The sequence below is a fragment of the Bacillus capparidis genome (assembly GCF_017832095.1).
Lineage (GTDB): Bacteria > Bacillota > Bacilli > Bacillales > Bacillaceae > Bacillus > Bacillus gobiensis.
In genome coordinates, this window is the sequence record NZ_JAFDST010000002.1 from 629,300 (window position 1) to 655,366 (window position 26,067).

Below are 26,067 nucleotides of genomic sequence, written 5' to 3' on the forward strand. Positions count from 1 at the left end.
GTAGAAAAGATGTGTTATTGGTTAAATTTGGAGCGAGTGGTTTATCAGGCGGCGAGCTGCACCTTCGGTTTCACACCTTACCAGTCCTTTAAAAGCAAGGTAATCTTCGGCAATTCTGCTGCTCTCGCTCCCTATCCTTTTATTATTGCACCCCCGGGAAAGCCCCCCCGAGCCTGCCACTACCTGTGCTTTTATTCCTATTGAATCCGCTTCTTGATCGTGTCATGATTAATACAAATTGTAAGTATTTCATCAGAGTTTGACGATTCTACTTTTTTCTTGCAAATAAAGATGGCTTATTCCAAAGGAGCGATTGAATTTGAAAGATGCTTACTACTCACTCATTCAAAACCAAAAGATGCCGTTGATGGTATTCATTATTATATGTATTTCTTTAACTGCTTCCTCGGATTTATTTTTGGTTTTTCAGCCTGGAGGTTTCACCCTGCGAGGCGCCCAAATCTTAACCCTTTTAATAGCTGGCTGGTGGGCTTTCGCATCCTTACAATCCGGTACACTTAAATTACCGTTAGGAAGCATCTATTTACTCTTCTGGACGTTTATTGTTTTGGCCACTATTCCAAATACGACGTTTCTTACGAGAAGCCTTGGGTACGCCTTTTGGCTGCTGCTCAACGTTCTGATGCTTTTTGCGATCGTATACTTTATCAATAGTAAGGACAAAGTGGATACGATGTTCCGCTGGTATATTTACTCCTATCTTATTATCTCATTGTTTGGGATTCTGCAATTTGTTATGGGCATCGCGGGAATTACTCCCCCGTTTGTTACCCAGTGGTGGATACAAGGGGTCTTGCCGAGAGTAAACGGGTTCTCCTATGAACCCTCCTATTACGCTACATATTTAATTACCGGCTGGGTTCTCGTATCCTATATGTTTTTTGAATCGAAAACGAAGCTGTTCACGAAAAAAAGACTGGGCATCTTTTTCCTCATTATTACAGCAGCTTTGATTTTAAGCTCTTCCCGAATGGGATTAGTGCTAATGGCGATTTGGCTGTTAAGATACATTTGGCTGTTTATCAAGGGGTTTTTAATAGGAACCGTTTATATGAAATATTTAGCCATCGTATTCATTGCTTCTCTTGCTGCTGGTGTTATCGTGATTTCTCTTCTTTCAAGTTCCGGCGCGGAAACGTCATTGCTCAGCGGGACAGGTATCGGCGGTACACCTGCCCATTCCGTGGTATACAGGTTAGAAGACTTCTTTAGCACACTGCAGGTGTTTCTCAATAATCCGATATATGGGGTGAGCCTTGGCGGTGTTGCACCAGCGATCGGCCAGCTATACGGTGTGACCGTGACAGATCAAGAAGTAGCTTCCACGTTTGAAGGGCAATCCGTATTTGCGGAAATTTTAGCCGCAACTGGAATTATCGGCTTTGTGATCTTTATAGCTTACCTGATAACAATCATGGTAAAGCCATTTAAATTAAGCAAACTTTTACGCAATAGCGAATACAGTGTCATGATGCGCTCGATGGTTTTTTCACTTATCTGCTTGCTGCTCATCCTGCAATTCAACCAAAACATTTTACGGCCTTACTTATGGTTCCATATCGCTTTGTTGTCCGCCATATATTCTGTGTCACGTAAGGAATTGCGAAACAAATGAATCGATCGAGAAAAAGAATAGCCTTTTGGGCTATTCTCTTCTTCACCTTGATCCTCATTGCAAGGTTTTTTATTTTTCAGCCGGATCGTAGTGAAGAGAACATAGGTAAATACCGCGAGATCGAGGGTGGAATCAAGTTCGAGCCGAAAAGTGATCGTATTTATAATGAAAACACACCGGTGCTGCCAAACGGAATAGGCGTGAATATTCATGACATAAACGAAGACGATATCAAGCAGCTTTCTACTTTGGGTGTAAAATTAGTGAGAATCGATTTATCATGGCACAAGGTTGAGACTTCCCCGGGACAATATGATTTCAGCCAATTTGATCGTTTTGTTGAGCTGCTTGATCGTTACGGGATGAAGCCTTATTTTATTTTCAGCTACAGCAATAAGCTGTATGAACAGGATAAGTCGATTCAAACGCAAGGCGGACTCAGCGGATTTTCTCAATTTGTAAAAACCGCTGCCGAGAGATACAAGGATCGCGGCGCGATATGGGAAATTTGGAACGAACCGAATGTTGATCTGCACTGGTCTCCTCAGCCGGGCATCGATGATTATGCAGCGCTGGTAAATGAAACTGCCCCGATCATCAAGCAGGCTGATCCTACAGGAACGGTCTCTGCTCCGGCTGCCCTTGCTTTAACGAATGAAACATTCGCTTGGCTAGAGAAGCTATTTCAAAAAGGAGTCCTTGAGCAAATCGACGCCGTTTCCGTCCATCCATATCGAAAGAAAGCGCCGGAATCGGTAATCAATGAGTACGCCCGCTTACGGGAATTGATTAAGAAATATTCGAATAAAGAACTGCCCGTCTTTTCTGGTGAGTGGGGATATTCGACGACAAGTATGCCGGCTGATTTTGCAAGAGAAAAGCAAGCGGAATATCTCGTTCGAATGCTGGCTGTGAATCAAATGGCGGAGATTCCCGTCAGCATCTGGTACGGTCTTCGCGACAACGGCACGGATCCAAAGGTAGAAGTGCATAACTACGGGCTGCTCGATTCAAAGGGAAAACAAAAGCCGGCCTATGCGGCATATAAAACCTTTACTGGGCAATTGTCTGGGTTTCACTTCAAAGAAAGGATCAATACAGGGAATGACGACGATTACGTGTTGGTGTTTGAAAAAGAGGGTAGACAGGTGATCGTTTATTGGACAACCTCGAAGGAGCACGATTACGAAATAGAGGCAAACGGCAATACAGGAAAACTGGTCTCACTCACAGGAGAGAGCCGCAACGTTCCCTTGAATGGAAAAGTGAAGCTTAAGCTAAAACAAAGCCCGTCTTATATAAGAATCTATTAAAAAGAAAAACCGCAGCAATCTGCGGTTTTTCTTTTAGAGCGCGTATCCGTTTTTTATTTTCAAGATTAAATCTTCTAAGAGCTCTGTTGTTGTCATATCATGGGATTCTTCGCCAAGAGTATACGCATGCATAAGAATTTTTAAAAGTTGTTCTTGATTTAAAGACTTTTCACTCATTATTCTAGTTCCTTTCGTTTCCATTAGTGAAAACTATCTACAATTATAAGCTGTTATGAATCTGGATGCAATTTCTAAAACATATTTCGACAGGTCCCTTCAATTTATGTCCTTTCTTGAAGAAAAACTTTTGCGAAATTATGGATTACGTTATAATAGAACAATTGGGAACTTTTTTAAAAGATAAGGAGCGGGATCTATGCTTCAGGAATCCTTTGATAAGAAAGATGTGCTGCAGGCCGCGGAAGACTTCGAGCAGGCTCTTCCATACAGTGAAGAAAATGTCCGTTTGGTAAAAGAAGCTTTGCAGCTCTATCGGCAGGATGCAGTCTACGGAGTAAAAGCCAAAAGCTTCTTTCAAGCGGCTGCTTACGTTCAGGATCAGGAGCCTGTACCGTGTCAGGTATTGGTGAATCTTCTGCACGTTTCTTCCGGCACATGCTCCTGCAAAGACGAAGGAATATGCCGTCACATTATTGCAGCGTTTCTTTATATTTATGCTCATTACCAGCCAATCGGTACATTTGTAGACTTATGGAAGGAAAAGCCGGCCAATCTGCTTTTTTCTGATAAGCAGCAAGCGTCCTTTTCACTGGAGACGCTGGAAGGATGGCTGTCATTTTTTCAAGTGGAGTTTGAGCGCTGGGAAGAGCGGACACCCGCACGGCAGCAAACAATGCAAAGCCTTTATTACGGCTATTTGTCCGCCATAAAAAAGCAGCAGCCACAAAAGGAAGAGCTAAAAGGCCTCTATCAAATCCATACGGCTCTCGCGACATGGAAAGCGATGCATACGTTAATTGACAAGGAACGGGTTGATCCGAAACGGGATTTTTACAGCTTAAATCCATACGTTGAGCAGCTGATGGACACCATTTTGTCCTCTCTCTCGCAAATGCAGGCTTATGCCATATCGTTTTCACTAGATCCGTTTTTAGAAAAAACTACGGGGGTTCTTCGCGAGCTTCTTTTGAAAAAGCGCCACTTTTATTATGAACGGGTATTTATTTATGAAGAACTATGGAGAAGTATTTTGAACCGGCCAAAATGGATCAAGGCAGAGATGGCCGCTCTTGAGCCAGTTCTTGAAAAAGACGATTATATCGAGCCAGATCTCGGCTTGTTGTTTTTGCACATTTTGCAAAAAAACGATGACCTTGTACTCGAACGGGTAAAGGGTTTTAAACCTGCCGTTTTTCCGTTTGTCCTGCATTGGCTCGCTGAAATCACGCGCAGAAACGAGTGGAAAAGGCTCAGCAAGTGGTACGGACAGCTTGGCGGCATTGCCGAGGACTATTGCGGGGAGAATTTACCGTACAGGGAACTTCGCAGCACGGTGTCTGATTTCTTTGAGCTCCTGCAAAAATACACCGAGCAAACTGCGGACAACAAAATGTTTGAGCACTTTTGCCGCAAATGCCTGCCGTATACCTTTACAGAATACAGCTATTTCTTATTTGACAAAGGCCGGTATACCGAATGGGTGGAAATTCACAGCATGATCGGGTTTTCTATTTCCGAGCTGGAACGGGATTTGCTGAAGGAAGTAGGCAAGTCAGCACCTGAAGCATTAATTCCATCCTACCACCGGGAGATCGCTCACCTGTTAAGATTCAGAAATCGCAGCGTTTACAAGGAAGCGGTACGAAATTTAAAGAAGCTAAAGACCTTATATAAAAAGGCAAAGAGAGTCGAAATCTGGGATCAATACATCATACGTCTCTCGAAGCAGCATAAACGCCTCCGCGCTTTTCAGGAGGAACTAAGGAAAGGAAAGTTAATCGATGGCTAGTCTGAAGGAAGCTTATGTGCACGTTGAACAAACTGAAAATTTCTCGTTTCTTTTGACCTGCTATGATGAGGAGCAAATTCCGCTGCCATTGCCGTTAATGGAAAAGCTGCTCTTTCAGTGGCATGAGTCCTCGTATTACGGCACCTTTCTTGAAGATGTGGATTCTGCCATTCTGCTTACCCCTTGGATGGCTGTCGAGCTTCTTGGGAAAAGCTCGTTTAACTCCTTTTGCACGATTCATCTTACTGAAGAAACCGATTCTCTGATGGAGGCTGCATCGACGATTTATGAATTCATCGAGGATGGCGATTTTCTGCCTGATTATGAAGCTTGGAAGAATGGAGCCCTCCGCTGGAAGGACAAAGACGGTGTTCTTGAAGGATTTCAATTGGAATGGTTTTCCTATGCTGTAGAGGATTATGTCGCTTTCATACCTTCTTTACATGAAAAATGGGAAACCGTCCGGAATCGGCAGCTTCACCTGCTGGAATTCAAAAGCTTATTTCTCGATGAGCAAGATTTTCTTGAATCGATTGGCTGGTATGAAGACGAGACCCCGTTTACTGTGGGACTTCGCTTGAACGAGCCCGAATTTGACGGCGACGAGTGGAAGCTTGAACAATTTTTACGAGACAAAAAAAACGGCGATCTCCGCTTTTTCACCGGACTGAACAAGTTGAAAAAATCGTGGCAGAAGCATGCAGATAAAATCGCAAGAGAGCAAGATCGATTTGCCCACGTCGTGCCCTGGCTTTCCTTTGATTCCGGTACGTCGCAGCTGACGGAGCAAGAAGCATGGCTGTTCCTTTCCGAGTATAGCGAAACACTCGTCAATATGGGCGTTGAGATTTTGCTGCCGTCCTGGTGGCAAATCGTGAAGGAATCATCCATGATGCTAAAGGCGAAGGTTTCTTCCTCTCCCCGCGGTGAATCATTTGTCGGTATGAACGCGCTGATGGATTTTAACTGGCAGTTTGCCACAGGCGGCGTTGAACTGACAGAAGAGGAATTTAACGAGCTCGTAGCAGGCAATCGCCGGCTCGTCAATATTCGCGGACAATGGGTGAAAATTGACCCGGAATTTATTAAGCAAATGAAAAAGCTGATGGAGCGTGCAGAAATCGAAGGGCTTCATATGTCGGATGTGCTGGCGAGAGAGCTGTCAGAGCAAGACGAAGAGAATCTAGTCGGGAACGCTGACGAGCTGCTTGATTCCTCGGCTTTCGCATCGATCCAGTTTGAGCTGTCGAACTCTTTACGGAAAATGATTCAAAAGCTGAAAAACAATGAGAATTTGCCTTCCTACCCTGTTCCGGAAGGTTTTAACGGAAAGCTGCGCCCGTATCAGGAGCACGGCGTCAACTGGCTGCTTTTCTTACGGGAAAGCGGGTTTGGCGCTTGTCTTGCGGATGACATGGGACTCGGAAAAACGATTCAAATGATCACCTATTTGCTCCATGTGAAAGAAAAAGGCCAATCTGCGCCTGCCCTTATCATCTGCCCGACGTCCGTACTCGGAAACTGGCAGCGGGAGCTTGAAACCTTTGCCCCCGACCTGAAGGTAAAGCTTCATTATGGAGGGAACCGGCCAAAGGAAGAGGATTTCGCTTCACATTATGCGGAAACCGATGTCGTTCTCACAACATACGGCTTATCACATTCAGATTTTGACGAGCTTGAAGGAGTCCGGTGGAGCACCATCTGTCTGGATGAAGCGCAAAACATAAAAAATGCTCATACGAAGCAATCGAGGGCGATCCGCAAGCTCGTCGGCGAGCATCACATCGCATTGAGCGGGACACCGATGGAGAACAGACTGACCGAATTATGGTCGATTTTCGACTTTATGAACAAAGGGTATCTCGGAAGTTTGGGCGCGTTCCATAAACGCTACGTGCTCCCCATCGAAAAAGACCGCGATGAACAACGGATCGACAAGCTCCAGCAGATCATTAAACCGTTCCTGCTCCGCCGCACGAAGCAGGACGAAGAAGTAGCCTTAAATCTCCCGGAAAAACTGGAGCAAAAGGAATACATTCCGCTATCTGTCGAGCAGGCATCGCTCTATGAGCAGCTCGTAAAGGACACGTTTGATCATATGGTCTCTCTTGCCGGAATGCAGAAAAAAGCTTTGATTTTGAGCATGCTGGGCAAACTAAAGCAAATTTGCGACCACCCGGCTCTTTATTTAAAGGAACAATCTGAGCTGTTGAACGGCCGTTCAGAAAAATTCACAAAGCTGATCGAACTGGCCGGAGCGATCAATGAGCAGGACGAAAGCTGCCTCATCTTCACCCAATACATTCAAATGGGCGAAATGATGAAAAGCATTCTTGAAAAATCCTTTGGCGTGCCCGTCAAATTTCTGAACGGCAGCCTCTCAAAAACAGAACGAGACCAACTCGTTCAGCAATTTCAAAACAAAGAATTTCCGTTTTTGATTCTTTCATTAAAAGCGGGCGGCACCGGCTTGAACCTGACAGCGGCCAACCACGTCATCCACTATGACCGCTGGTGGAACCCCGCCGTCGAAAACCAAGCGACTGACCGCGCCTACCGGATTGGGCAAAGCCGCTTCGTCCATGTCCATAAGCTGATCACAACAGGGACAATCGAAGAAAAAATCGACGGCATGCTCGAGAAAAAACAAAGCCTGAACAACCAAATCATCCAAAGCGAAAACTGGATCACCGAGCTCTCTACTAATGAACTAGAGGAGCTGTTTACGCTGGGGAGTAAGTGAATTTTGGTGAAGTAGAAAGAACCGACTCGGCTGGTGCTGGGTTGGTTTTTTTTTGTGGGGGATGGGGTTGTGATGGGTGGTGGTAGCGATGGTTGCGGTTGCGATGGTGATTACGACTGGGTCTGAGGTGGTTGCGATTTTGGTTGCGGCGAGATGATGTTTAAGACTGGGATGGACGATGGTAGCGAGATGGATTCAAGTGGAAACGGTGTTTCGGCTGGGAAGTGCACAGAACTCATGTGGAATTGCATAATTCCTACATTTAATTGCACAGATATTGACTTTATTTGCACAGATGCCGGGTTTATTTGCACAGATCTTAGCTATAATTGCACAATACACGGACATTAATTGCATAGTTCCCCCTGATTAACCCTTTTCTAGAGATACTGCTAAATTAAACGGCCCTCCCTCGAGTAAGAGTTCTCGAGAAAAGACCGTAGTTTACTATACCCGTTTTCCATAGATACATGACATGGCAATGTGCAGGTCTATTCTTTCACAAATTTTTTCGTACTTCGCACTGTATCAATCGGACGTACTATTTTTTCAATTTGCTCGCGTTTCGGTTCTAAAAATGGCGGCAGGGATAATTTTTCTCCCAGTGTTTCATACGGTTCGTCTCCCATAAAGCCCGGTCCGTCTGTGGCAAATTCAAATAAGATGTGCGGCGCAATTCTTGTGTACAATGATTCGAAAAAGTGTCGATTGACGTAGCCCGATGATTGGATTCCGAAGCTTTGCATCCGCTGAATCCATTCATTCAACACCGAACGATCTTCAACACGGAATGCCGCATGGTGAACTGTACCAAAGCCTTGTTGTGCTTGAGGAAGATTCACGTTTTGTTCCACGATGACTTGTGCACCGTTTCCTCCTTCACCGAATTCAAATAGATGAAAGGAATCTTCTTGCGCGATTTCTTTAAATAATAGAACCTTTTCCATCATTTCTTTAAAATGATCGAAATTCGCAATCGTGATAAAGATCGGGCCTAAACCGGTGATCGCATATTCCAGCGGGATCGGACCATTTTTCCACGGTGTACCGGAAGCAACTCCTTTATTGTTTTCGTCTGAGATGATTTGATATTGCTGGTCATCAAAATCGACAAAAGAAAGTGTCTTCTTGCCAAATTGTTCTTTGATGCCGGAGTGCTTTACTTCTAAGCGATCAAACCGTTTTTCCCAATAATCAAGTGCTACGTCGTCAGGAACTCGAAACGAGGTTTTTGAAATCTCATTGGTACCGTGAGTCCCTTTTGGAATGCCTGGGAAGTCAAAGAAGGTCATATCTGTTCCCGCACTGCCTTTATCATCTGCAAAAAACAGGTGATATGTTTGGATATCGTCTTGATTTACTGTCTTTTTCACTAAGCGCATCCCTAAAATATTTGTGAAAAAATCATAGTTTTTTTCCGCGCTGCTTGTAATCGCCGTTACGTGATGGATTCCTTTTAAACCGTTCATCGTTTCATCCCTCCATTTGATTTAAAATATAAGCGCATCAATTGCATATTGTCCAGGCCCGGTCAATGTGATACCAATAGCGGCTGCTAATAGAACCAAATTATACTCGTAGCCATTTTCAGTCGCCCACAACCCGTTTGGTCCATGGACTTTCACAATAGCCATTACCATCGTTCCGGCAATTGTTACTCCTGCCAGCGGTGTGAAAAGCCCCAAAGCGAATAATACCCCGCCAATCAATTCCGCCAGTCCCGCTGCTAACGCCATTGTAACACCCGGCTTCATGCCCATCGATTCAAACCAGCCGCCTGTTCCTTTTAAGCCATGCCCGCCAAACCAGCCAAACAATTTTTGCGCACCATGTCCGACAAAGAGCAGTCCAATCACTAATCTTATCAACAATAATCCTGTATCTAACATAATATTCACTCCTAATTGATATATTATTAATTCGAGATATATAGCTAAAATTTTTTATCTTAACGGTTTTAATTTGGCTTCGATTTCTTCCCTTTTTGGCTCAAGAAACGGCGGTAAAGCGAGTGATTCTCCTAAATGTTCGATATCTTCATCCGAATCGAAACCCGGTCCATCGGTTGCTAGTTCGAAAAGAATCCCATTAGGTTCTCTGAAGTATAGCGAACGGAAGTAAAAACGATCAACAAACCCTGAATTAGGTATTTTCGCTTCACGAATTCGCTTTATCCATTCGTGCAGCTCTTCCTCATTATCTACGCGAAAGGCTACATGATGAACGCTGCCGCGTCCTTGGCGTTCGGGAGGGAAATCCGTCTTTTCTTCTACGTGAATTTCAGCACCAGTTCCGCCTTCACCCGTTTCAAGTACTACAGTGTCTTGCTCATTTCCTTTAATACGGAAGCCCAGCAGCTCTGTTAAAATGCCGATTGTAGCTTTTGCGTTTTTTACAGTTAATTTAACCGGACCTAAGCCGACAATTCCGTACTCTGCAGGGACCTGAGCTTTTTTCCATGGAATTCCGCCTTGGACTCCTTCATTATTTTCATCAGACACTAAAATCAAGTGCTGTCCCTCAAAATCCTTGAATGCTAAAGTGAAACGGCCAGCCTGATTGGCTATTTCTTCATGTTCAATATTCAATTCTTCGAAACGCTGCTTCCAGTAAGCGATCGCTCGATCATTTGGAACGCGAAGGGAAGTTGCGGAAATGCTGTTCGTCCCTTCATGCTTCTTCGCAATCATTGGGATTTCAAAAAAGGTCAATTCTGTACCGGGATTCCCTTTTTCATCTCCATAGAATAAATGATAAACAGAAGTATCGTCCTGATTAACCGTCTTTTTCACAAGACGGAGACCTAATACCTTTGTGTAAAAATCAACGTTTTCACGAGCTTTTGCTGTTAATGCAGATACGTGGTGAATTCCTTTTAATTCCATGAGACACCCTCCTTTATTTTTGAATTTTTTTGAGAAGCTCAAGCAGCTGTTTTTTTTCTTCATGGTTCAACTCGTTAAACTGAGCGGCTTGAAAATGCTCTTGCTTCGGAACTACTTCATCAAATAACGCTTTTCCGTTGTCAGTTAAGGAAAGATATTTTGTTTTCCATTCCTGCTCCCGTTTCACCAGCCCCAATTCTTCCATTTTGTTTAGTAGCTGCGTGATATTGCCTTTGGTGACAAGTAGCTTTTTAGCAAGCTCTTGCTGAGACAATCGCTTATGGGAGCCGACTTGAGCCAAAACATCAAATTGCGCTGCCGACAGGTCCCAATTTTTTAAATGCTGATTGGTTTCACGGATACTCTGATTATAAAAACGTGAAAGACGGAACCATAATAAAATACCGATTCGTTCATCTTGCTTCGATAAGGAGGAATCCGTTTTTCTTTCTTTCACACAATCACCTCTTTTGTTGTCAGTTAAGTACTAAACTTATATCTTGATGTCAGTTTATAACTAAATTGATTTGTTGTCAAGCATGAATTTTCATAGCTGCTATTCCGTTGCACAGACTACATTATGAGTCAGAAAACCTCACAAAAAAATTGATTAGTTTATCATTTGCAAATAATATTAATACTTAAAGATAGTGAAATAGGTGAAGAGACATAATGGATCAGGATTTTAAGAAGAGATTGGCCACCCTTTTCAACGAAATAAATAAAGAAATCTTTAGAGTCGGCGTGCATGATCAAAATATTGAAATACAGGATGGAAAGATTCTTATTTTCTCCAGATCTAAGCGTATCCCGGCTTTGGATGCTTTAATGGATGAACATAGTGAACTAGTCTTTTCAATTGATTATGCTTTATCGCTAAAGTATAAAAAACTACTGAAAAAGAAAGTAGAGCAGGAGTTTGATATAAAAATAACCGCCTTATTCAGAGATTATGATCCTGGAAACGAGCGCTCTTGCACAGTTATTTGCTATTAACATTTGAATAACAAACTTTGATTGTTGGAAACTCGTCATACTCGTTTTTTCAGCAACCCACATAAAGTTTTGTAGCGGACGCTTATCCTCTGTTTACGGATGGAAAGAGCCGTGAAGATGGAAGAATATATTTCTTCTATCTTCACGGCTCTTTTTTATTAGAGTCAAAGAAGTAGTGGAAAGGATGAAGAACGATGAAAGGAACTCCTACATTTAAAAATAAGGCCGTAGATCTTCCACGTGACTGTACATTTAGCTATGAGGATTGGACTGTTTTAAGTAAATATTGGTACCCTGTCGCGCAACAGACGGAAGTTACTGAGAAACCGTTAGCCGTTAAGCTTCTTGATGTAAACCTAGTCGTCTATCGCACGAACAGTAAAATCGTTGTTGCCCGTGATCTTTGTGTTCACCGCGGGACTCCTCTCAGTATGGGATGGGTTGAGGGTGAAGATATCGTCTGTCCTTATCATGGGTTTCGATACGGAACGGACGGCAAATGCACATCGATTCCAGCTCATCCAGATGCCAAAATTAATCCGCGCTTGTGTATGTCCGTTTATCCTGTTGTCGAACGGTTTGGATTAGTGTGGACGTCTTTATCGGGCGAAATCGACAATATGCCGTCATTTTCTGCTTGGGATGATCCGGATTTCCAACAGATTGTTTGTCCCTCGTTTGATATTAAAGGATCTGCCGGGAGACAAATGGAAGGGTTTCTCGATGTAGCCCACTTTGCCTGGGTGCATACGGAAACGTTCGGTGACCGAAACAACGCTTTTGTTCCCCGTTATCAGGTAGACAATACTGATTACGGACTGCACGTCGAATATTTGAGTACGGTTAGCAATTATCCGAAGGAAATGCAGCACCTGAATCCGGAAGATTTCAAATGGCTTCGTGTCTTTGATGTATATCCTCCGTTTACAGCTACATTAAAGGTTTATTTTCCTAACGGGGGAGAATTGTGGATTATGAATGCCGTTTGTCCGATTTCAGCAAGAGAAACTAGATTGTTCGCTCCAATTGCGAGAAACTTTGACAAGGATTCTCCTGTTGAAGATGTCTATGCGTTTAATCTTCAAGTGTTCACGGAGGACAGGGAAATGGTTGAAAACCAAAAGCCTGAAGATTTGCCGCTGGACTTGCAGATGGAGGCTCATATTATGGCAGACAAAACATCGGTTGCTTACCGGAAAATTCTTAAACAATTAGGTCTCGGAACAATTTATACGAGTTAAATCAATGATTGGAGTATTCAAATATGAAATTATACGACATTACAATTATTGGCGGAGGACCTACAGGGTTATTTGCCTCCTTTTACGGAGGAATGCGAAATTCTTCTGTAAAAATTATCGAAAGCTGCCACAGCTTGGCGGCCAGCTTTCTGCTCTTTATCCGGAAAAATATATTTATGATATTGCCGGATTTCCGAAAATTCGAGCGCAGGAATTAGTCAATCGCCTGAAAGAGCAAATGGCTCAGTTCAATCCGGCGATTTGTTTAGAACAAGTTGCAAAAGGCCTTGAGATTCAGGGAGACGGAACGATTAAGCTGACCACTGATAAAGAGGAGCATGTTACAAAAACGATCATTATCACAGCAGGTAATGGCGCATTTCAACCTAGAAAAATTGAGCTTGCAGCAGCAGAACAATACGAGAGTGCAAACCTACATTATTTCATCGATGACTTGGAAGCATTCCGTGGTAAGAAAGTTATGATCTGTGGAGGCGGGGATTCTGCAGTAGATTGGGCACTCATGCTCGAGCCGATCGCGGAGAAAGTAACACTCGTTCACCGCCGGGATAGATTCCGGGCACACGAACACAGCGTTGAACAATTACACGGTTCTAACGTAACGATAAAAACGCCTTATGTTCCGGCAGAGTTCGCCGGCAATGACAAAATCACAAAGGTCGTATTAGAGCATGCAAAAGACAGAACGAAAGAAGCCGTTGAGGTTGATGATGTCATAGTAAACTACGGATTCATCTCATCGCTCGGATCTATAAAAAATTGGGGATTGGAAATTCAGAAAAATTCGATTGTTGTCAATTCTCGAATGGAAACAAACATTCCGGGAGTTTATGCAGCAGGTGATGTATGCACATTTGATGGAAAAGTGAAGCTGATTGCTACCGGTTTTGGCGAGGCGCCTACCGCAGTAAACAACGCGAAATCATACTTAGATCCAAAATCAAAAGTCCAGCCGCTTCATAGTACGTCGGTATTTGCTTAAAAAGGAGATAAATAAATGGGGAAATTTACGATTGTTGATAAAGATACTTGTATTGCTTGCGGGGCATGCGGAGCCGCTGCTCCAGACATCTTTGATTACGATGAAGAAGGGCTGGCCAAAGTGATTCTTGATCACAATACGGGCACAACCGAGGTAGAAGAAGATTTAGAGGAAGACCTGATTGATGCGTACGAGGGTTGTCCGACAGAATCGATTAAAGTAGCGGATGAACCCTTTGCCGCAAAAAACAAGTGAATTGGAGGAATAGAGGATGGCTAAAGATCCGGTATTAGCAAATGATTGGCAGCCTGCAGCATATTCGCACGAGCTGACAGATGATCCTATGCAAGTCGTCATTTTGGGAGAGCGGATTGTGCTATTTCGAACGAGTAATGGAATTCAAGCCTTTAAAGATTTGTGTATTCATCGAGGTGCTGAGCTATCACTCGGAAAAGTAGAAAATGACTGTATTGTCTGTCCTTATCATGGCTGGGAATACAATACAGAGGGCAATTGTGTCAAAATTCCGCAGCAGCCACCTGGCCGAGTCATACCGCCGAAAGCAAAAGCAGTCGTCTATAGCTGTACAGAAAAATACGGACTCATTTGGGTGAAATTATCAGCTAGTGAGAACCCTGTCCCAGAGTACGTCGAATTCGAGGATCCTTCGTTTAAGACTGTGTTTGCGAATCCGCATACGCTGCATGCTGCTGCACCTCGAGTTGTTGAAAACTTTTTAGATGTCAGCCATCTGGCTTTCGTGCATGAAGGCATTCTTGGTGACTCAAATTATGCTGAAATCCCTGATTACAAAGTACATTGGCGAGAAAACCGCTTCGTTACTGATGAAATCCCTGTCTATGCAGATGCCGATGGGACAGGAAATTATGCAACCATCCACTATACGTTTGAAATTTTAAGTCCAACATTGGCTCGGTTGAAAAAAGTAAATTATGAAACGAAAGAGATTTTTTCCATGCTATTTGCCGTTCGCCCTGAGGAAGAGAGAAAATCAACGGTGTTTGCCTTAGTTTCAAGAAATTATGGATTTGATCAACCCGATCAATATTTTCGCGATTTCCAGCAGGTCATTATCGAACAGGATACAACGGTCGTCGAAAGCCAGAAACCTGAGGAGCTGCCGCTGGATTTACAGGCAGAGCTGCACCTTACACCGGACAGGCTTAGTATTGCTTATAGAAGATGGCTGGGCGAGTTAGGTATCACGTTCGGAAGCGAAGCGGGACGTAAAAAGGTCACAACTTAACTTTACATGATAAAAAGGAGGCGAATGGAATTGCCGTTATATGAAAAAACGGAGAATGCTACGAATGCAAGCAACTGGTTAGATCAATTTTTTCGTTTAACAGAACGTCGCACGAATGTAAAAACTGAGGTTCTTGCAGGGATTACAACATTTATGACAATGAGCTATATCATTTTTGTGAATCCTGCCATTTTAGCAGATGCAGGTATCCCAAAAGAAGCCGCCATTGCTGCGACAATTTTTGCCACTGTCCTTGCTACCCTTCTCTTTGCATTATGGGCGAATATGCCAATTGCTGTAGCGCCGGGAATGGGACTTAATGCTTTTTTTGCGTATACGGTCGTATTAGGCCAAGGATTAACCTGGCAAACAGGATTAGGGGCCGTTTTTATTTCGGGATTGGTATTTTTTATCCTGACAATCACCGGATTACGCAAAAAAATTATTGATGGAATCCCTTCGGTGTTAAAAAGTGCAATTGCTGTCGGAATCGGGTTATTTATCGCTTTTATCGGGTTTAAACAAGCCGGAATTATTATAAGCAATGAGGAAACCTTTGTTTCACTTGGTGAAATCACAAAGCCTGCCCCTTTACTCGCTCTCATTGGTTTTCTAATCGTCACCGTTTTAACGGCCAGAAAAATCAAAGGAGCAGCGCTAATTTGTATTTTGCTGCTTTCGATTGTCGGGATGTTTATAGGAATTGTAGAAGCGCCAAAAAGTGTGAATCATATTTTGTCTTTTTCGCTTCCAAGTATGTCTGAAACTTTTTTACAAATGGATATAAAAGCTGCTCTCCATTACGGCCTCCTTTCTATCATTTTTTCTTTCACTCTTGTCGAGCTTTTTGATAATTTAGGCTCTATGATTGGGCTGTCTAAAAAGGCTGGATTAATGAACAAAAAAGGCGAGATTGAAGGTCTGGATAAAGCATTGGTTGCAGATTCTGTCGCTACGATGGCAAGTGCCGCAATGGGGTCTACAGCGATGAATGCATATGTAGAAAATGCAACAGGTATTGCAGAAGGCGGAAGAACAGGGCTAAAGGCGCTCGTAGTAGCATTTCTTTTTCTGTTAAGCATTTTGTTTACTCCTTTAATCAGCATTATTCCAGCGTTTGCAACAGCTCCTATTTTAATTATGGTCGGAGCTTTTATGCTGACGGAAATAAAGAATATTCCATTAGGCGACGTAACAGATGCTGTACCTGCTTTTCTTACCATTATCCTTATGCCTTTAACGTTTAGTATTGGTGAAGGATTAACATTCGGTTTCTTATCCTTTACATTCATTAAGTTATTGACAGGAAAAGCGAAAGAGATTCATTGGATCATGTATGTGATTAGCGCTGCTTTTATTGTCAACTTTATTTTTCATGTGTAATTGGAAAATTAATAGTTAAATAGTACTGAAAATATTTAATAACATCGTCCTTAGTTTTCGTATAAAAATTATATTATACTCTATGAATTATTATATTTTTACTATTAGAAGGAGGATTTTTATGAAAAAAAAGTTACTGGCATTGTTCACGATTGTTGCATTAATTTTAGGTTTTCAAGGATTCACTGCGCTTGCGAAAAACAATCAATCGCAGAAAGAGTCTTCTCAGCCTATTGCAGTTCAAGGCGCGATGGATATGGAGATTTCTGCTCTACTTAAGAAAATGGGGGAATATAAAGAAGAAACCCACGGCAGCTACACATTTTATCGCGGGAAAATTAATGGTATACCCGTCATCGTTTCAAGAACTGAAGTAGGGATGGTTCACGCAGCTGCTTCTACTACATTGCTAATCGAAAAATACCATCCAAAAGCGATTATTAACCAAGGTACAGCAGGCGGCCATGATCCGAAGCTCCACGTCTTTGATACCGTAATCGGAACTGAAGTCATGAATATCGGCAGATTCATTACGGATCATAGGGATGACGGCGAAGGAATGAAGCCAGAATCATGGAAATTTGATGGTACGGGCATGAGAGAAAACGGCGAACTAAAGACATACGAAACATTTAAGAGCGATCCCAAGCTAGTGAAGGCGGCATTAAGTGTAGCTGATAAGTATAAGCACGGAAAAGTGGTTAAAGGAAAAGTCGGCAGTGCAGACGTTTGGAACAGAGAAGTCGATCGCATTCAATGGTTCCATGAAAAGGCAGGAACAAGTGTAGAAGAAATGGAAGCTGCTTCAGTCGGCCAGGTGTCAAAAAGCTATGACGTTCCTTACTTATCTATCAGAACCGTGTCAAACTCTGAAGTATCCGGAGATAAAATTGAGGACTTGGAAACGGCGGGAAAATACGGCGCTGAATTTTCCGTGGAAATTGTGAAGGCTATTGGGAAAAAATAATCTCAGAAGATTGATAGGAAAGCACCTCTTTTAGGCAATTTGTTTGAAGAGGTGTTTTTTAATTAGAGAATCGCCGGATTAGCGAAATTTTCCCTCCGCTTTTTTCCGCTTTTCTATCCGGGAAACACGGGAGCGAAATTCCCGATTCCTTCTGCGATTTCACACCTGAGTTTTTCTTTTCTTAATCAAGTCCGAAGCATCCGACAATGACTGCGTTTTCTCGGCCATCCAAAATATCCATGTGATTTTTCACAAAAGAAAAATCGGTATTTTTACAAATATCTAAGACTCCAATTATTTTAACTTAACATTTTCATATTAAGATACATATGGGATCTTTAAGATGATTTTGGGGCGAAGAATACCACCTGTTAATCGATTTTTTACGGTCCGAATCATTTTAAAATTTTTTTACTCACTTAAAAATCAGGAGGATGAAATGATGAAAAAAGCCATTTTTGTACTAGCTGCCATGCTTGTTATTGGAACAGGAGCAACAGTGCTTGCAAATCCTGACACGCTATCTTCTGATAAAGAAGGAAAACAACTGACAGAAAAATTCCAACAACTTACTCGAGATAATGGTTGGGAACAGAAAGAAGAAATCGATCTGAAATTTAACACATATCATCCACAAGGATTGACGAAAGTTGGAGACTTGTACTACATGTCTTCTGTAGAAATCATTGAAAAACCTGTTAAATACGACAAGCCGAAAGACGGTTATGATCGTACTACTGGTAAAGGTGTCGGACACCTTTTTCTTTTTAACAAAGAAGGAAAGCTTCTAAAAGATATAAAGCTTGGTGAAGGAGATATGTATCATCCCGGAGGAATTGCATTTGACGGTACATCGATCTGGGTTTCTGTTGCAGAGTATCGCCCAAATAGCAAGTCCATCATTTATAAAGTGAATCCGGAAACGATGGAGTCCCAAGAAGTATTTCGCACGAATGACCACATTGGAGGAATACTTCGTGATAGAAAAAAAGGAACTTTAAAAGCTATTAGCTGGGGTTCAAGATCATTTTATGAGTTTAATGAAAAAGGAAAAATTCTTCGAAAATCAAGTAATCCTAGCCACTTTATTGATTATCAAGACTGCGAGAATGCTGGAAAAAACCATATGGTATGCAGTGGTATCACTGAATTGCCGCAACCAGCACCATCAACTGCGAAATATGAATTGGGCGGACTAGCCTTACTGGATATGAAAACAATGGATATGGTTCATGAACTGCCAATTTCTCTGTTTTCTCCTAAAGGACATGTTGTAACACGTAATCCAGTATTTCTTGAAAATACAACACAAGGAATTAAACTGTACGCTGTACCTGATGATGATCAATCATCAATGCTAATTTATGAAACAAATATTAGTAAAAAATAATTTTCAGATGAAAACTTTGATGCCGAACATCAAAGTTTTCTTATTGGTACTCTCTTTAAATAGATGGATTTAGTATTACACAAGCCCCAATCTTAAAGGTCTTCAGCAGAGCAGATCCAATGATATGGTCCGCTTCTTTTACCCATCGATATGACGAACCGGCGTCTTCACCCCTCCCTCCTTCACTGCTTTTTCCCGGGTCTCATAACGTCCTTTAGACATTCGCACAAAAAAGTAGACGCCAATTAGAGTCCATCCCGCGAGAATCAACCATTCATATGGCCAAACAAGTGCAGCCGGCATGCCCGGCATATACAGCACGATAAATCCGAAGCTTAAGACGAGGGCAATCCAGCCAACCGCTGGTCCTTTTCCAGCTCGAAAGGGGCGCGCCATGTCAGGCTCTTTTTTGCGAAGAACAATAAATGATAGGACAACCATAAAGTAAGCAACAACCACTCCGAGACCTCCTGCGTCTACGATCCATACGAGTGCGGGTCTTCCAAGTAAAGGAGCAAGGACAGCTAAAATGCCGAGAAAGAGAATAGCGTTTGAAGGCGTTTTGTATTTTGGATGCAGTTTTCCGAACCATGAAGGAAGCATCCCGGATTCCGCCATCGCATACAATACTCGGCTTCCACCGATAACAAATGCATTCCAGCTTGTGATAATTCCGGCGATTCCGCCAAGAATTAAGATATTAGCAAATATATCAGAACCGAATAATACAGCCATTGCATCAGCTGTCGGCAAGGCGGATGTCCTTAAAGTTTCGGCATCGAGCGCCATAGATACGGCAAATACGGCACTAAGGTAAAAAATGACCGTGCAAATGACAGATACAATCAGGATTTTGCCAATTTCTTTATGAGGGAGATTTGTTTCTTCTGCTGTTTGCGGGATGACATCGAAGCCTACGAACATGAACGGAACCATAATGAGAACAGCCATTATCCCGCCTGTTCCACCGACAAAAAACGGTTCAAGATTAGCTCCATCTCCGCCCGTAAATGATCCGAATATAAGCATGACTCCGATAAGAACGATCACAATGGTCAACACGGTTTGAAACAAGGCAGCCGGCTTTAACCCAATGTAATTGATTACCGTTAAAATTACGGCGCCGATCATTCCGATCAATGCCCAAGTAGCATAGACGTCCCATCCAGCCAGTGTCCACAAATAGCCGGCTTGATAATTGGGCAAAAGATATTCCACGACGGTTGGCAAGGCTACGGCTTCGAATGCGACAACCGAGGCATATCCGAACGTAATCGCCCACGATGCGATAAAAGAAGCCTTTTTGCCGAGCGCCCTGTCGACAAAAACGTGCTCTCCCCCGACTTCGGGCATGGCAGACGTTAGCTCGGAATAGGTGAGCCCAACGAATATGACAAGCAAGCCCCCGATGAGAAACGCCGTCATCGATCCGAACGAGCCCGCTGAGGTCACCCAATTTCCTGATAACACTACCCATCCCCAACCGAGCATTGCGCCGATCGCCATAAATAAAACGTCAAAACGACTGAGCACTTTTTTTAGTTCGCGTTCCTTTTTCTCCATATTATCCTTTCCCTCCGTCATATTTTTCTACCAATCATATCAGAAAATTCTAAATACTATAAAACAGACGGAAGATAATATGACGATATCTATCAGGCGAAAAGCATGCTGCCACTGTGTTTCATCAAGGCTAAGGCTATTACTATAAAATAATTTTATTAAACTATTAAAATATTCAATTTTATCTGAAAAATAGTTTATGCTACGATAAATTCAATTTAAATGACATGCTTCATTGCTGGAATCGATAACCATTTACTTCGGATGATGTCAGCTGCTAAAGAAATATCCGGACGATGCCCATTTTTCGATAATAACAGAGAGGTTGTGATCACGCCCGGGAATCGATGAAGAATATGTAAAGCACCCGACTCAATTTCAGATTTCGCCATTGTTGCACTTAATAAGGTGATGCCTGTTTGGTTTAAAACAGATTTCTTAATCGCTTCTTCGCTTTCAAACTCAACGATTGAAGAAGGTAAAAAACCTAGTTGATTTAAACAATCATTCAAAATCTTTTTATAGCTATCTGTTGTCTGAAATGAAATATAAGGGTACGTTTTGAGGAAATCGATAGTTTTGTTTTTTCGATAAACTTCACTAGAAATTACAAGCAAGCAGTCTTCCTTCTCAAGTACGGTTGTTTCAAATTCGGCTGGAGAAACTGAACCAGCCACAACACCAATATCGGCCTTACCTTGAGAAATCAGCTCCATCACCCGATTGCTGCTGCATGTGATGAGTTGGAGATTGATGTTTTGGCGAACAAGATCAGCTACTAAAAAAGGTAAATAGTGAATGCAGTAGGATTCCGGCGCAGCGATTATGATTGGTTTTACGGCCTGTTTCGTCTCATTTATCTTTTCAGTCATGTCCTCCAGCAGCAATAACATTTGATCGACATACTGTTTCATAATGTTGCCGGAAGGAGTCAGGACGATTTGCCTTCCGACTCTCTCAAACAAATTTGTCCCTATTTCTCTCTCAAGTATTTTGATTTGGGTCGTTACTGCCGGCTGAGAGTATCCTAATTTTTCAGCTGCTTTCGTAATGTTTAAACAATCTGCGACACTATGAAAAGCCTTTAAATTTCTTAGTTCCAACCGTCACACCTCCGTCATTTCATTTAACTGTATATTTATACATTTAATTTATCGAATTTTCAAACATCTTGGTAAATTTTCTATCAACTAATCGGGAGGGATGAAAGTATGTATGCTGATGTCGTGATGTATAACGGTAGTATTGTGTCGATGGATAAGAATAAAAGAGAGTACGAAGCGCTTGCAGCTAAAAATGGCCGAATCATCGGGCTTGGCACGAAAAAAGACATGGAAAAATGGCTGGGAGATCAGACTGTTTCCATTGATTTGGAAGGGAAAACGGTTCTCCCCGGTTTCATTGATGCCCATCAGCACATGGTCAACTTCGGCTTTTATTTGTCACAGGTCAATTGTAACGTCGATTCTATCAAGGATCTTGTCAATGCCGTTAAAGAGAAGGCCGCAACGTTAAACAAGGACGATTGGGTGATTGGAATCGGCTTTAATGAAGAGAAACTCCAAGAAAAAAGAATTCCAACCGCTGCTGATTTTGCCGAAATCTCTAACCCGGTTTATATCTTAAGGAATTGCCTTCATACGGCTGTCGTCAATCAAACTACGCTGCAGCTGGCAGGCATCAATGAAAATACTTCGGATGTAGCTGGCGGTGAAATCGTCCGAGATATGAACGGCAGGCCAACAGGCATTTTGAAGGAAAAGGCAGCCGACATCGTAAAACGCATACTCCCCCCTTTCACACTGGACGAAATCAAAGATGCAATCACCTTTGCAGATCGTGAGTATACAAGCCTCGGAATTACTGGCGTGCATGAAGCCGGCATGGGCTTTTTCACTAACTCGATGAACGAATTTCGCGCGTTCCAGGAAATGAGCATCGATCGGTCGCTGAACGTGAGAGTGTACGGTATGATCCTTGATTCATTTTTTGAAGCTGCAAATGAATTGATGCTCACGACCGGATTCGGAAACGACAAGCTGAAAATCGGATCGATCAAAATGTTTTCGGACGGCACCTTAAACGGCAGGACCGCCGCTGTTTCTGAAGAGTACATTAATCCTGCTGGAGAGCGCGGTGCCATGGTGATTAGCACGGAGGAATTAGAGAAAAAAGTGTTAGATTACCATCGCGAAGGGTTTCAAGTGGCGATTCACGCAATAGGCGACCGTGCCATCCTTCAGGTGATTGCCGCTTACGAAAAAGCTTTGAACGCATTCCCGCGGGCCAATCACAGGCATCGAATCGAGCATACGAGCGTCACAACACCGGAAATTATCGAAAGATTAGCTGAATTGAAGCTTATCCCCGTTCCTCAGCCAAGCTTTCTGAACGCTGCCGGGGATGTGTACAACAAAGTCTTGCAGCCGAAAGTCACGGAGCGTCTCAAACCATTAAAAACCTTTTTCGAAAGGGGGATAAAAGCAGCAGGAAGCTCGGATTGCCCGGTTGTAACCAGCTCACCTCTCTATGGCATGTATTGTGCGATGAAGCGGGAAACGCTAAAAGGTACTGTCCTGTCACCTAAAGAACGCCTTTCATTAGAGGAAGCTCTTCAAATGTATACCGTGAATGCGGCGTATGCGGCTTTCGCCGAGCATGAACAAGGGACGCTGGAAATTGGTAAATTTGCCGACGCAGTCGTCCTCCCTAAAGGGTTTATGTCTTTTTCTGCGGAAGAAGTGCGGGATACAGCGGTTGAGATGACGATAATTGGCGGCGAAATAATTTATAAAAAAGAAAGAGCAAAAATATTACATTAGAGGAGGAAATTAAAATGAACAAAACAATAACGAATGAAATGACACACAGCATTGAAGAATTACGGGAGCTGGATAAAAAGCACTATCTGCATCCTTCTTCTTCGATTAAACAACATCAGGAAGAAGGACCGGCCGTCATTTTTACGGAAGGCAGCGGAATCTATTTGAAGGATATACATGGAAACACGGTGATCGACGGACTTTCATGCCTTTGGAATGTCCATATCGGCCACGGAAGACAGGAGCTTGGCCAAGTCGCTCTAGAACAAATGTCCAAGCTTGCTTACAGCTCAAGCTTTACCACATTCAGCCATGAACCCGCCATCCGATTGACAGCCAAATTAGCGGAAAAGGCTCCCGGAAATTTGAATACCGTCTTCCTTACGTCAGGTGGCTCGGAATCAAACGATACAGCGTTCAAGCTGGTCAGACACTACTGGATGCTGAAAGGGAAGCCGGAGAAAAAGAAAATTGTTTCGAGAAAACGGTCCTATCACGGGGTGGCAATGGGAGCAACGAGTGCCACAGGCCTTGAAGCGTTCCGCAAGTTTACCCCTTCAACCGCTCCGGATTTTTATCATATTGACAATTATTCCGTTGAGGCGTTTAAAGAGTTTATTGAATCAGAAGGTGCTGACACGATCGCCGCGTATATTTCGGAGCCGATTCAAGGTACGGGCGGGGTTATTTTCCCTCCTGAAAATTACTTTATAGAAATAAAAGCGCTTTGTGAGCAGCATGACATTTTGTTCATTGCCGACGAAGTCATTACGGGTTTCGGCCGGACAGGTACATATTTTGCCGTGGAGCAATTCGGAATCACGCCTGATTTGCTTTGCTTTGCGAAAGGAGTTACAAGCGGTTATATGCCTCTTGGGGGTGTGATCATTTCTGAAACGATCTACAACGATTTGATTGAGCTTTCTGAAGGAACGTTCTTCCACGGATATACGTACAGCGGACATCCGACAGCGTGTGTTGTAGCCTTAAAAAACATGGAAATCATTGAGAGCGAGCAGCTCGTTGAGAATGCCAAAAGAATGGGTGAAGAATTATATAGAGGATTTAGAGAGTTGCAACAAAAGCACGCAATCATAGGGGAAGTAAGAACCTTCGGCTTGCTTGGCGCGATTGAATTGGTAGAAGACCAAGAAACGAACAAACGATTTTCAGAGCCAATCGCACCGAAGTTAGTTGCTGATTTGCAGCAGCGTGGACTGATTTGCCGCGGAATTACGTATGAAGGAGCGGATTCGTTAGTATTTGCTCCACCGCTGATCATTACGAAGGAGCAAATAAGCGAAATCATTACTGTTTTAGACGATGCCTTTACAGTTTTGCAATGAGCGATATCGGAAAGGAGAGTTTTATGAGAGATAAAAAGGTATTCTTAGTCGCCATTTCCTTTTCACTCCTAACGATTTTATCTGCTTGCGGATCTTTAGGTTTAGCCAAATCAGAAAATTCCACAGCGAAAGGATATACCTTACGATTGACTCATGTTGTTTCAGAAAGCCACGCCTCCCACCGAGCTCTTGTCCAGCTGCAAAAAGGCTTGGAAGAAAAAACAGACGGAAGATTAAAGCTTGAGATTTATCCAGGAGGACAGCTGTACGGTTCTGATCGGGAAGCCGTTGAAGCTGTCCAGCTGGGCAATATTGAGATGACGGTTGTCGCAACGCCAACGATTTCAACGTTTAATAAAAAGTTCATGGTCTTCGATTTGCCGTTTTCATTTCAGTCGATTGAAGAAGCGAGAAAAGCCGTCGATGGAAAATTGGGAAAAAAATTAAACGAGGACCTTCTCTCTAATGGATTGGTGAGCCTGGGATACGCTGAAAACGGGTTCCGCCAGATTGCCAATAATACCAAGCCGATTGAAACGCCGGATGATTTAAAAGGCTTAAAATTACGGGTTATTGAGAACAAGCTCTATCAGGAGACGTTTAACGAATTAGGAGCTAATGCGTCACCGCTTAGTTTTTCCGAAACATATTCTGCCCTGCAGCAAGGAACCTTTGATGGTATGGACAATCCTGTTACGCTTATTTATTCGTCAAAATTTTATGAGGTGCAAAAATATTTGACATTGACTCACCAGGTGTACGCTCCTCTCATTACCGTAATAAATAAAGACTTTTTTGATCAATTGCCGAACGATCTTAAGCAAATCCTAAAGGAAGAAACAAGCAAAGCCAACCAAGTGCAGCGATCATTTACACAAGAGCAAGAAGAAAAAAATCTGGCGGAGTTAAAGGAAATAGGAATGAAAATCAATCAATTAACACCGGAGCAGGAAGCTGTATTTAAAAAAGAATTAGAACTGGTTATCAAAAAATATGAGAAACTCATCGGCCCTGAAACGATGAACTTGATGCAGCAACAGTAAAATAGTTGGGAGGGAAACGATCATGCTTGCCCTGTTGGATAAAAAACTTGAAGAAATATTATTGGTAGCCGCTCTTGCCTTTATCGTCATTCTTGTCTCCCTTCAGGTTCTTACCCGATATGTTCTCGATGTCTCATTGGGATGGAGCGAGGAATTGTCCAGGTACATTCTTATATGGATTGCGTGGATTGGGACAAGCTATGCGGTTCGGGTAAACAGCCATATTCGGGTCGAGCTTATTAAAAAAATCATTCCGAAGCACTTGTTGAAATGGTTTGAGTGCTTCGTGTTGTTTATTTGGTTTCTGTTTGCTTTTTTCCTTGCGTATCAAGGAACCATCTTAATTATGAAAATGAAAATGACGGGGCAATTAAGCCCTTCGATAGAAATTCCGATGTGGATCCTTTACTTGATCGTTCCGATTGGCGGGGGCTTAATGAGCATTCGATTGCTTCAAAAAATGTATATAGTTCTCAGTTCCAAGGAAAGAGAGGGGTAGC

General features: G+C 42.8%; 22 protein-coding genes and 1 pseudogene. 16 read left to right on the forward strand and 7 right to left on the reverse strand.

All coding sequences use genetic code 11. The annotated features are described in order from the left end of the window. Positions 1-319: 319 nt before the first annotated feature. On the forward strand, positions 320-1,636 hold the full coding sequence (locus JOC74_RS10185; RefSeq protein WP_053604468.1) for an O-antigen ligase family protein: 1,317 nt from the start codon (positions 320-322) through the stop codon (positions 1,634-1,636). After that, positions 1,633-2,949, forward strand: a complete 1,317-nt coding sequence (locus JOC74_RS10190) for a cellulase family glycosylhydrolase (protein WP_053604469.1) — start codon at positions 1,633-1,635, stop codon at positions 2,947-2,949. The genes JOC74_RS10185 and JOC74_RS10190 overlap by 4 nt, the downstream gene beginning before the upstream one ends. Positions 2,950-2,982: 33 nt before the next feature. Here the strand turns inward: JOC74_RS10190 and JOC74_RS10195 are convergent, their stop codons facing one another. Then, on the reverse strand, positions 2,983-3,126 hold the full coding sequence (locus JOC74_RS10195; protein WP_098945247.1) for a YwzD family small protein: 144 nt from the start codon (positions 3,124-3,126) through the stop codon (positions 2,983-2,985). A gap of 199 nt (positions 3,127-3,325) precedes the next feature. Between JOC74_RS10195 and JOC74_RS10200 the strand changes: the two genes are divergently transcribed. Both JOC74_RS10200 and JOC74_RS10205 read left to right on the forward strand, forming a co-directional pair. Further along, the gene (locus tag JOC74_RS10200) at positions 3,326-4,918 is read left to right on the forward strand and encodes an SWIM zinc finger family protein (protein ID WP_053604470.1); all 1,593 of its coding nucleotides are present in this window, start codon (positions 3,326-3,328) and stop codon (positions 4,916-4,918) included. After that, positions 4,911-7,661: a DEAD/DEAH box helicase gene (locus JOC74_RS10205; RefSeq protein ID WP_053604471.1), complete on the forward strand. Its 2,751-nt coding sequence runs from the start codon at positions 4,911-4,913 to the stop codon at positions 7,659-7,661. Before JOC74_RS10200 ends, JOC74_RS10205 begins: the two co-directional genes overlap by 8 nt. Positions 7,662-8,152: 491 nt before the next feature. Here the strand turns inward: JOC74_RS10205 and JOC74_RS10210 are convergent, their stop codons facing one another. Genes JOC74_RS10210 through JOC74_RS10225 form a run of 4 tightly spaced genes read right to left on the reverse strand, consistent with a single transcriptional unit; the run spans position 8,153 to position 11,003 of the window. Continuing rightward, positions 8,153-9,130 carry a ring-cleaving dioxygenase gene (locus tag JOC74_RS10210; protein ID WP_053604473.1) on the reverse strand — a complete coding sequence of 326 codons (978 nt, stop codon included), beginning with the start codon at positions 9,128-9,130 and terminating at the stop codon, positions 8,153-8,155. A 21-nt stretch (positions 9,131-9,151) separates the two neighbouring features. After that, a complete protein-coding gene (locus JOC74_RS10215) occupies positions 9,152-9,550 on the reverse strand; it encodes a DoxX family protein (RefSeq protein ID WP_053604474.1) in 399 nt (132 codons plus the stop codon). Between the two features lie 54 nt (positions 9,551-9,604). After that, positions 9,605-10,546 carry a ring-cleaving dioxygenase gene (locus JOC74_RS10220; RefSeq protein ID WP_053604475.1) on the reverse strand — a complete coding sequence of 314 codons (942 nt, stop codon included), beginning with the start codon at positions 10,544-10,546 and terminating at the stop codon, positions 9,605-9,607. A gap of 13 nt (positions 10,547-10,559) precedes the next feature. Beyond that, positions 10,560-11,003 carry a MarR family winged helix-turn-helix transcriptional regulator gene (locus JOC74_RS10225; protein WP_053604476.1) on the reverse strand — a complete coding sequence of 148 codons (444 nt, stop codon included), beginning with the start codon at positions 11,001-11,003 and terminating at the stop codon, positions 10,560-10,562. Between the two features lie 215 nt (positions 11,004-11,218). Between JOC74_RS10225 and JOC74_RS10230 the strand changes: the two genes are divergently transcribed. The 8 genes and pseudogenes from JOC74_RS10230 to JOC74_RS10265 all read left to right on the forward strand — a co-directional run bounded on the left by JOC74_RS10230 (position 11,219) and on the right by JOC74_RS10265 (position 18,793). Further along, positions 11,219-11,542 (forward strand): Na-translocating system protein MpsC family protein, encoded by a 324-nt coding sequence (locus JOC74_RS10230; RefSeq protein ID WP_053604477.1) that lies wholly within the window; start codon positions 11,219-11,221, stop codon positions 11,540-11,542. Between the two features lie 194 nt (positions 11,543-11,736). Beyond that, positions 11,737-12,783, forward strand: a complete 1,047-nt coding sequence (locus JOC74_RS10235; protein ID WP_053604478.1) for a Rieske 2Fe-2S domain-containing protein — start codon at positions 11,737-11,739, stop codon at positions 12,781-12,783. 23 nt (positions 12,784-12,806) lie between these two features. Continuing rightward, a pseudogene (locus tag JOC74_RS10240) lies at positions 12,807-13,786 on the forward strand (NAD(P)/FAD-dependent oxidoreductase). Between the two features lie 15 nt (positions 13,787-13,801). Continuing rightward, on the forward strand, positions 13,802-14,041 hold the full coding sequence (locus JOC74_RS10245) for a ferredoxin (protein WP_053604480.1): 240 nt from the start codon (positions 13,802-13,804) through the stop codon (positions 14,039-14,041). Positions 14,042-14,057: 16 nt separating this feature from the next. Next, positions 14,058-15,053 carry an aromatic ring-hydroxylating dioxygenase subunit alpha gene (locus JOC74_RS10250; protein WP_053604481.1) on the forward strand — a complete coding sequence of 332 codons (996 nt, stop codon included), beginning with the start codon at positions 14,058-14,060 and terminating at the stop codon, positions 15,051-15,053. A 24-nt stretch (positions 15,054-15,077) separates the two neighbouring features. Continuing rightward, positions 15,078-16,436, forward strand: coding sequence for an NCS2 family permease (locus tag JOC74_RS10255; protein WP_211086143.1), 1,359 nt, complete (start codon positions 15,078-15,080; stop codon positions 16,434-16,436). Positions 16,437-16,557: 121 nt separating this feature from the next. Beyond that, a complete protein-coding gene (locus tag JOC74_RS10260) occupies positions 16,558-17,403 on the forward strand; it encodes a 5'-methylthioadenosine/S-adenosylhomocysteine nucleosidase (protein ID WP_053604483.1) in 846 nt (281 codons plus the stop codon). 442 nt (positions 17,404-17,845) lie between these two features. Further along, a complete protein-coding gene (locus tag JOC74_RS10265; protein WP_053604484.1) occupies positions 17,846-18,793 on the forward strand; it encodes a DUF6454 family protein in 948 nt (315 codons plus the stop codon). Between the two features lie 138 nt (positions 18,794-18,931). On the opposite strand, the gene JOC74_RS10270 is transcribed toward JOC74_RS10265, so the two are convergent. Then, positions 18,932-20,356: an APC family permease gene (locus JOC74_RS10270; protein ID WP_053604485.1), complete on the reverse strand. Its 1,425-nt coding sequence runs from the start codon at positions 20,354-20,356 to the stop codon at positions 18,932-18,934. A 218-nt stretch (positions 20,357-20,574) separates the two neighbouring features. Beyond that, on the reverse strand, positions 20,575-21,459 hold the full coding sequence (locus JOC74_RS10275; RefSeq protein WP_053604486.1) for a LysR family transcriptional regulator: 885 nt from the start codon (positions 21,457-21,459) through the stop codon (positions 20,575-20,577). Positions 21,460-21,567: 108 nt separating this feature from the next. Here JOC74_RS10275 and JOC74_RS10280 point away from each other — a divergent pair, with 108 nt between their 5' ends. Genes JOC74_RS10280 through JOC74_RS10295 form a run of 4 tightly spaced genes read left to right on the forward strand, consistent with a single transcriptional unit; the run spans position 21,568 to position 26,066 of the window. Next, the gene (locus JOC74_RS10280) at positions 21,568-23,178 is read left to right on the forward strand and encodes an amidohydrolase (RefSeq protein WP_053604487.1); all 1,611 of its coding nucleotides are present in this window, start codon (positions 21,568-21,570) and stop codon (positions 23,176-23,178) included. A gap of 14 nt (positions 23,179-23,192) precedes the next feature. Continuing rightward, positions 23,193-24,524, forward strand: coding sequence for an aminotransferase family protein (locus tag JOC74_RS10285; protein ID WP_053604488.1), 1,332 nt, complete (start codon positions 23,193-23,195; stop codon positions 24,522-24,524). 23 nt (positions 24,525-24,547) lie between these two features. Then, positions 24,548-25,567: a DctP family TRAP transporter solute-binding subunit gene (locus JOC74_RS10290; RefSeq protein ID WP_053604489.1), complete on the forward strand. Its 1,020-nt coding sequence runs from the start codon at positions 24,548-24,550 to the stop codon at positions 25,565-25,567. A 22-nt stretch (positions 25,568-25,589) separates the two neighbouring features. After that, complete coding sequence (locus JOC74_RS10295; protein WP_053604490.1) at positions 25,590-26,066, forward strand: TRAP transporter small permease; 477 nt, start codon at positions 25,590-25,592, stop codon at positions 26,064-26,066. The last annotated feature ends 1 nt before the right edge of the window (position 26,067 follow it).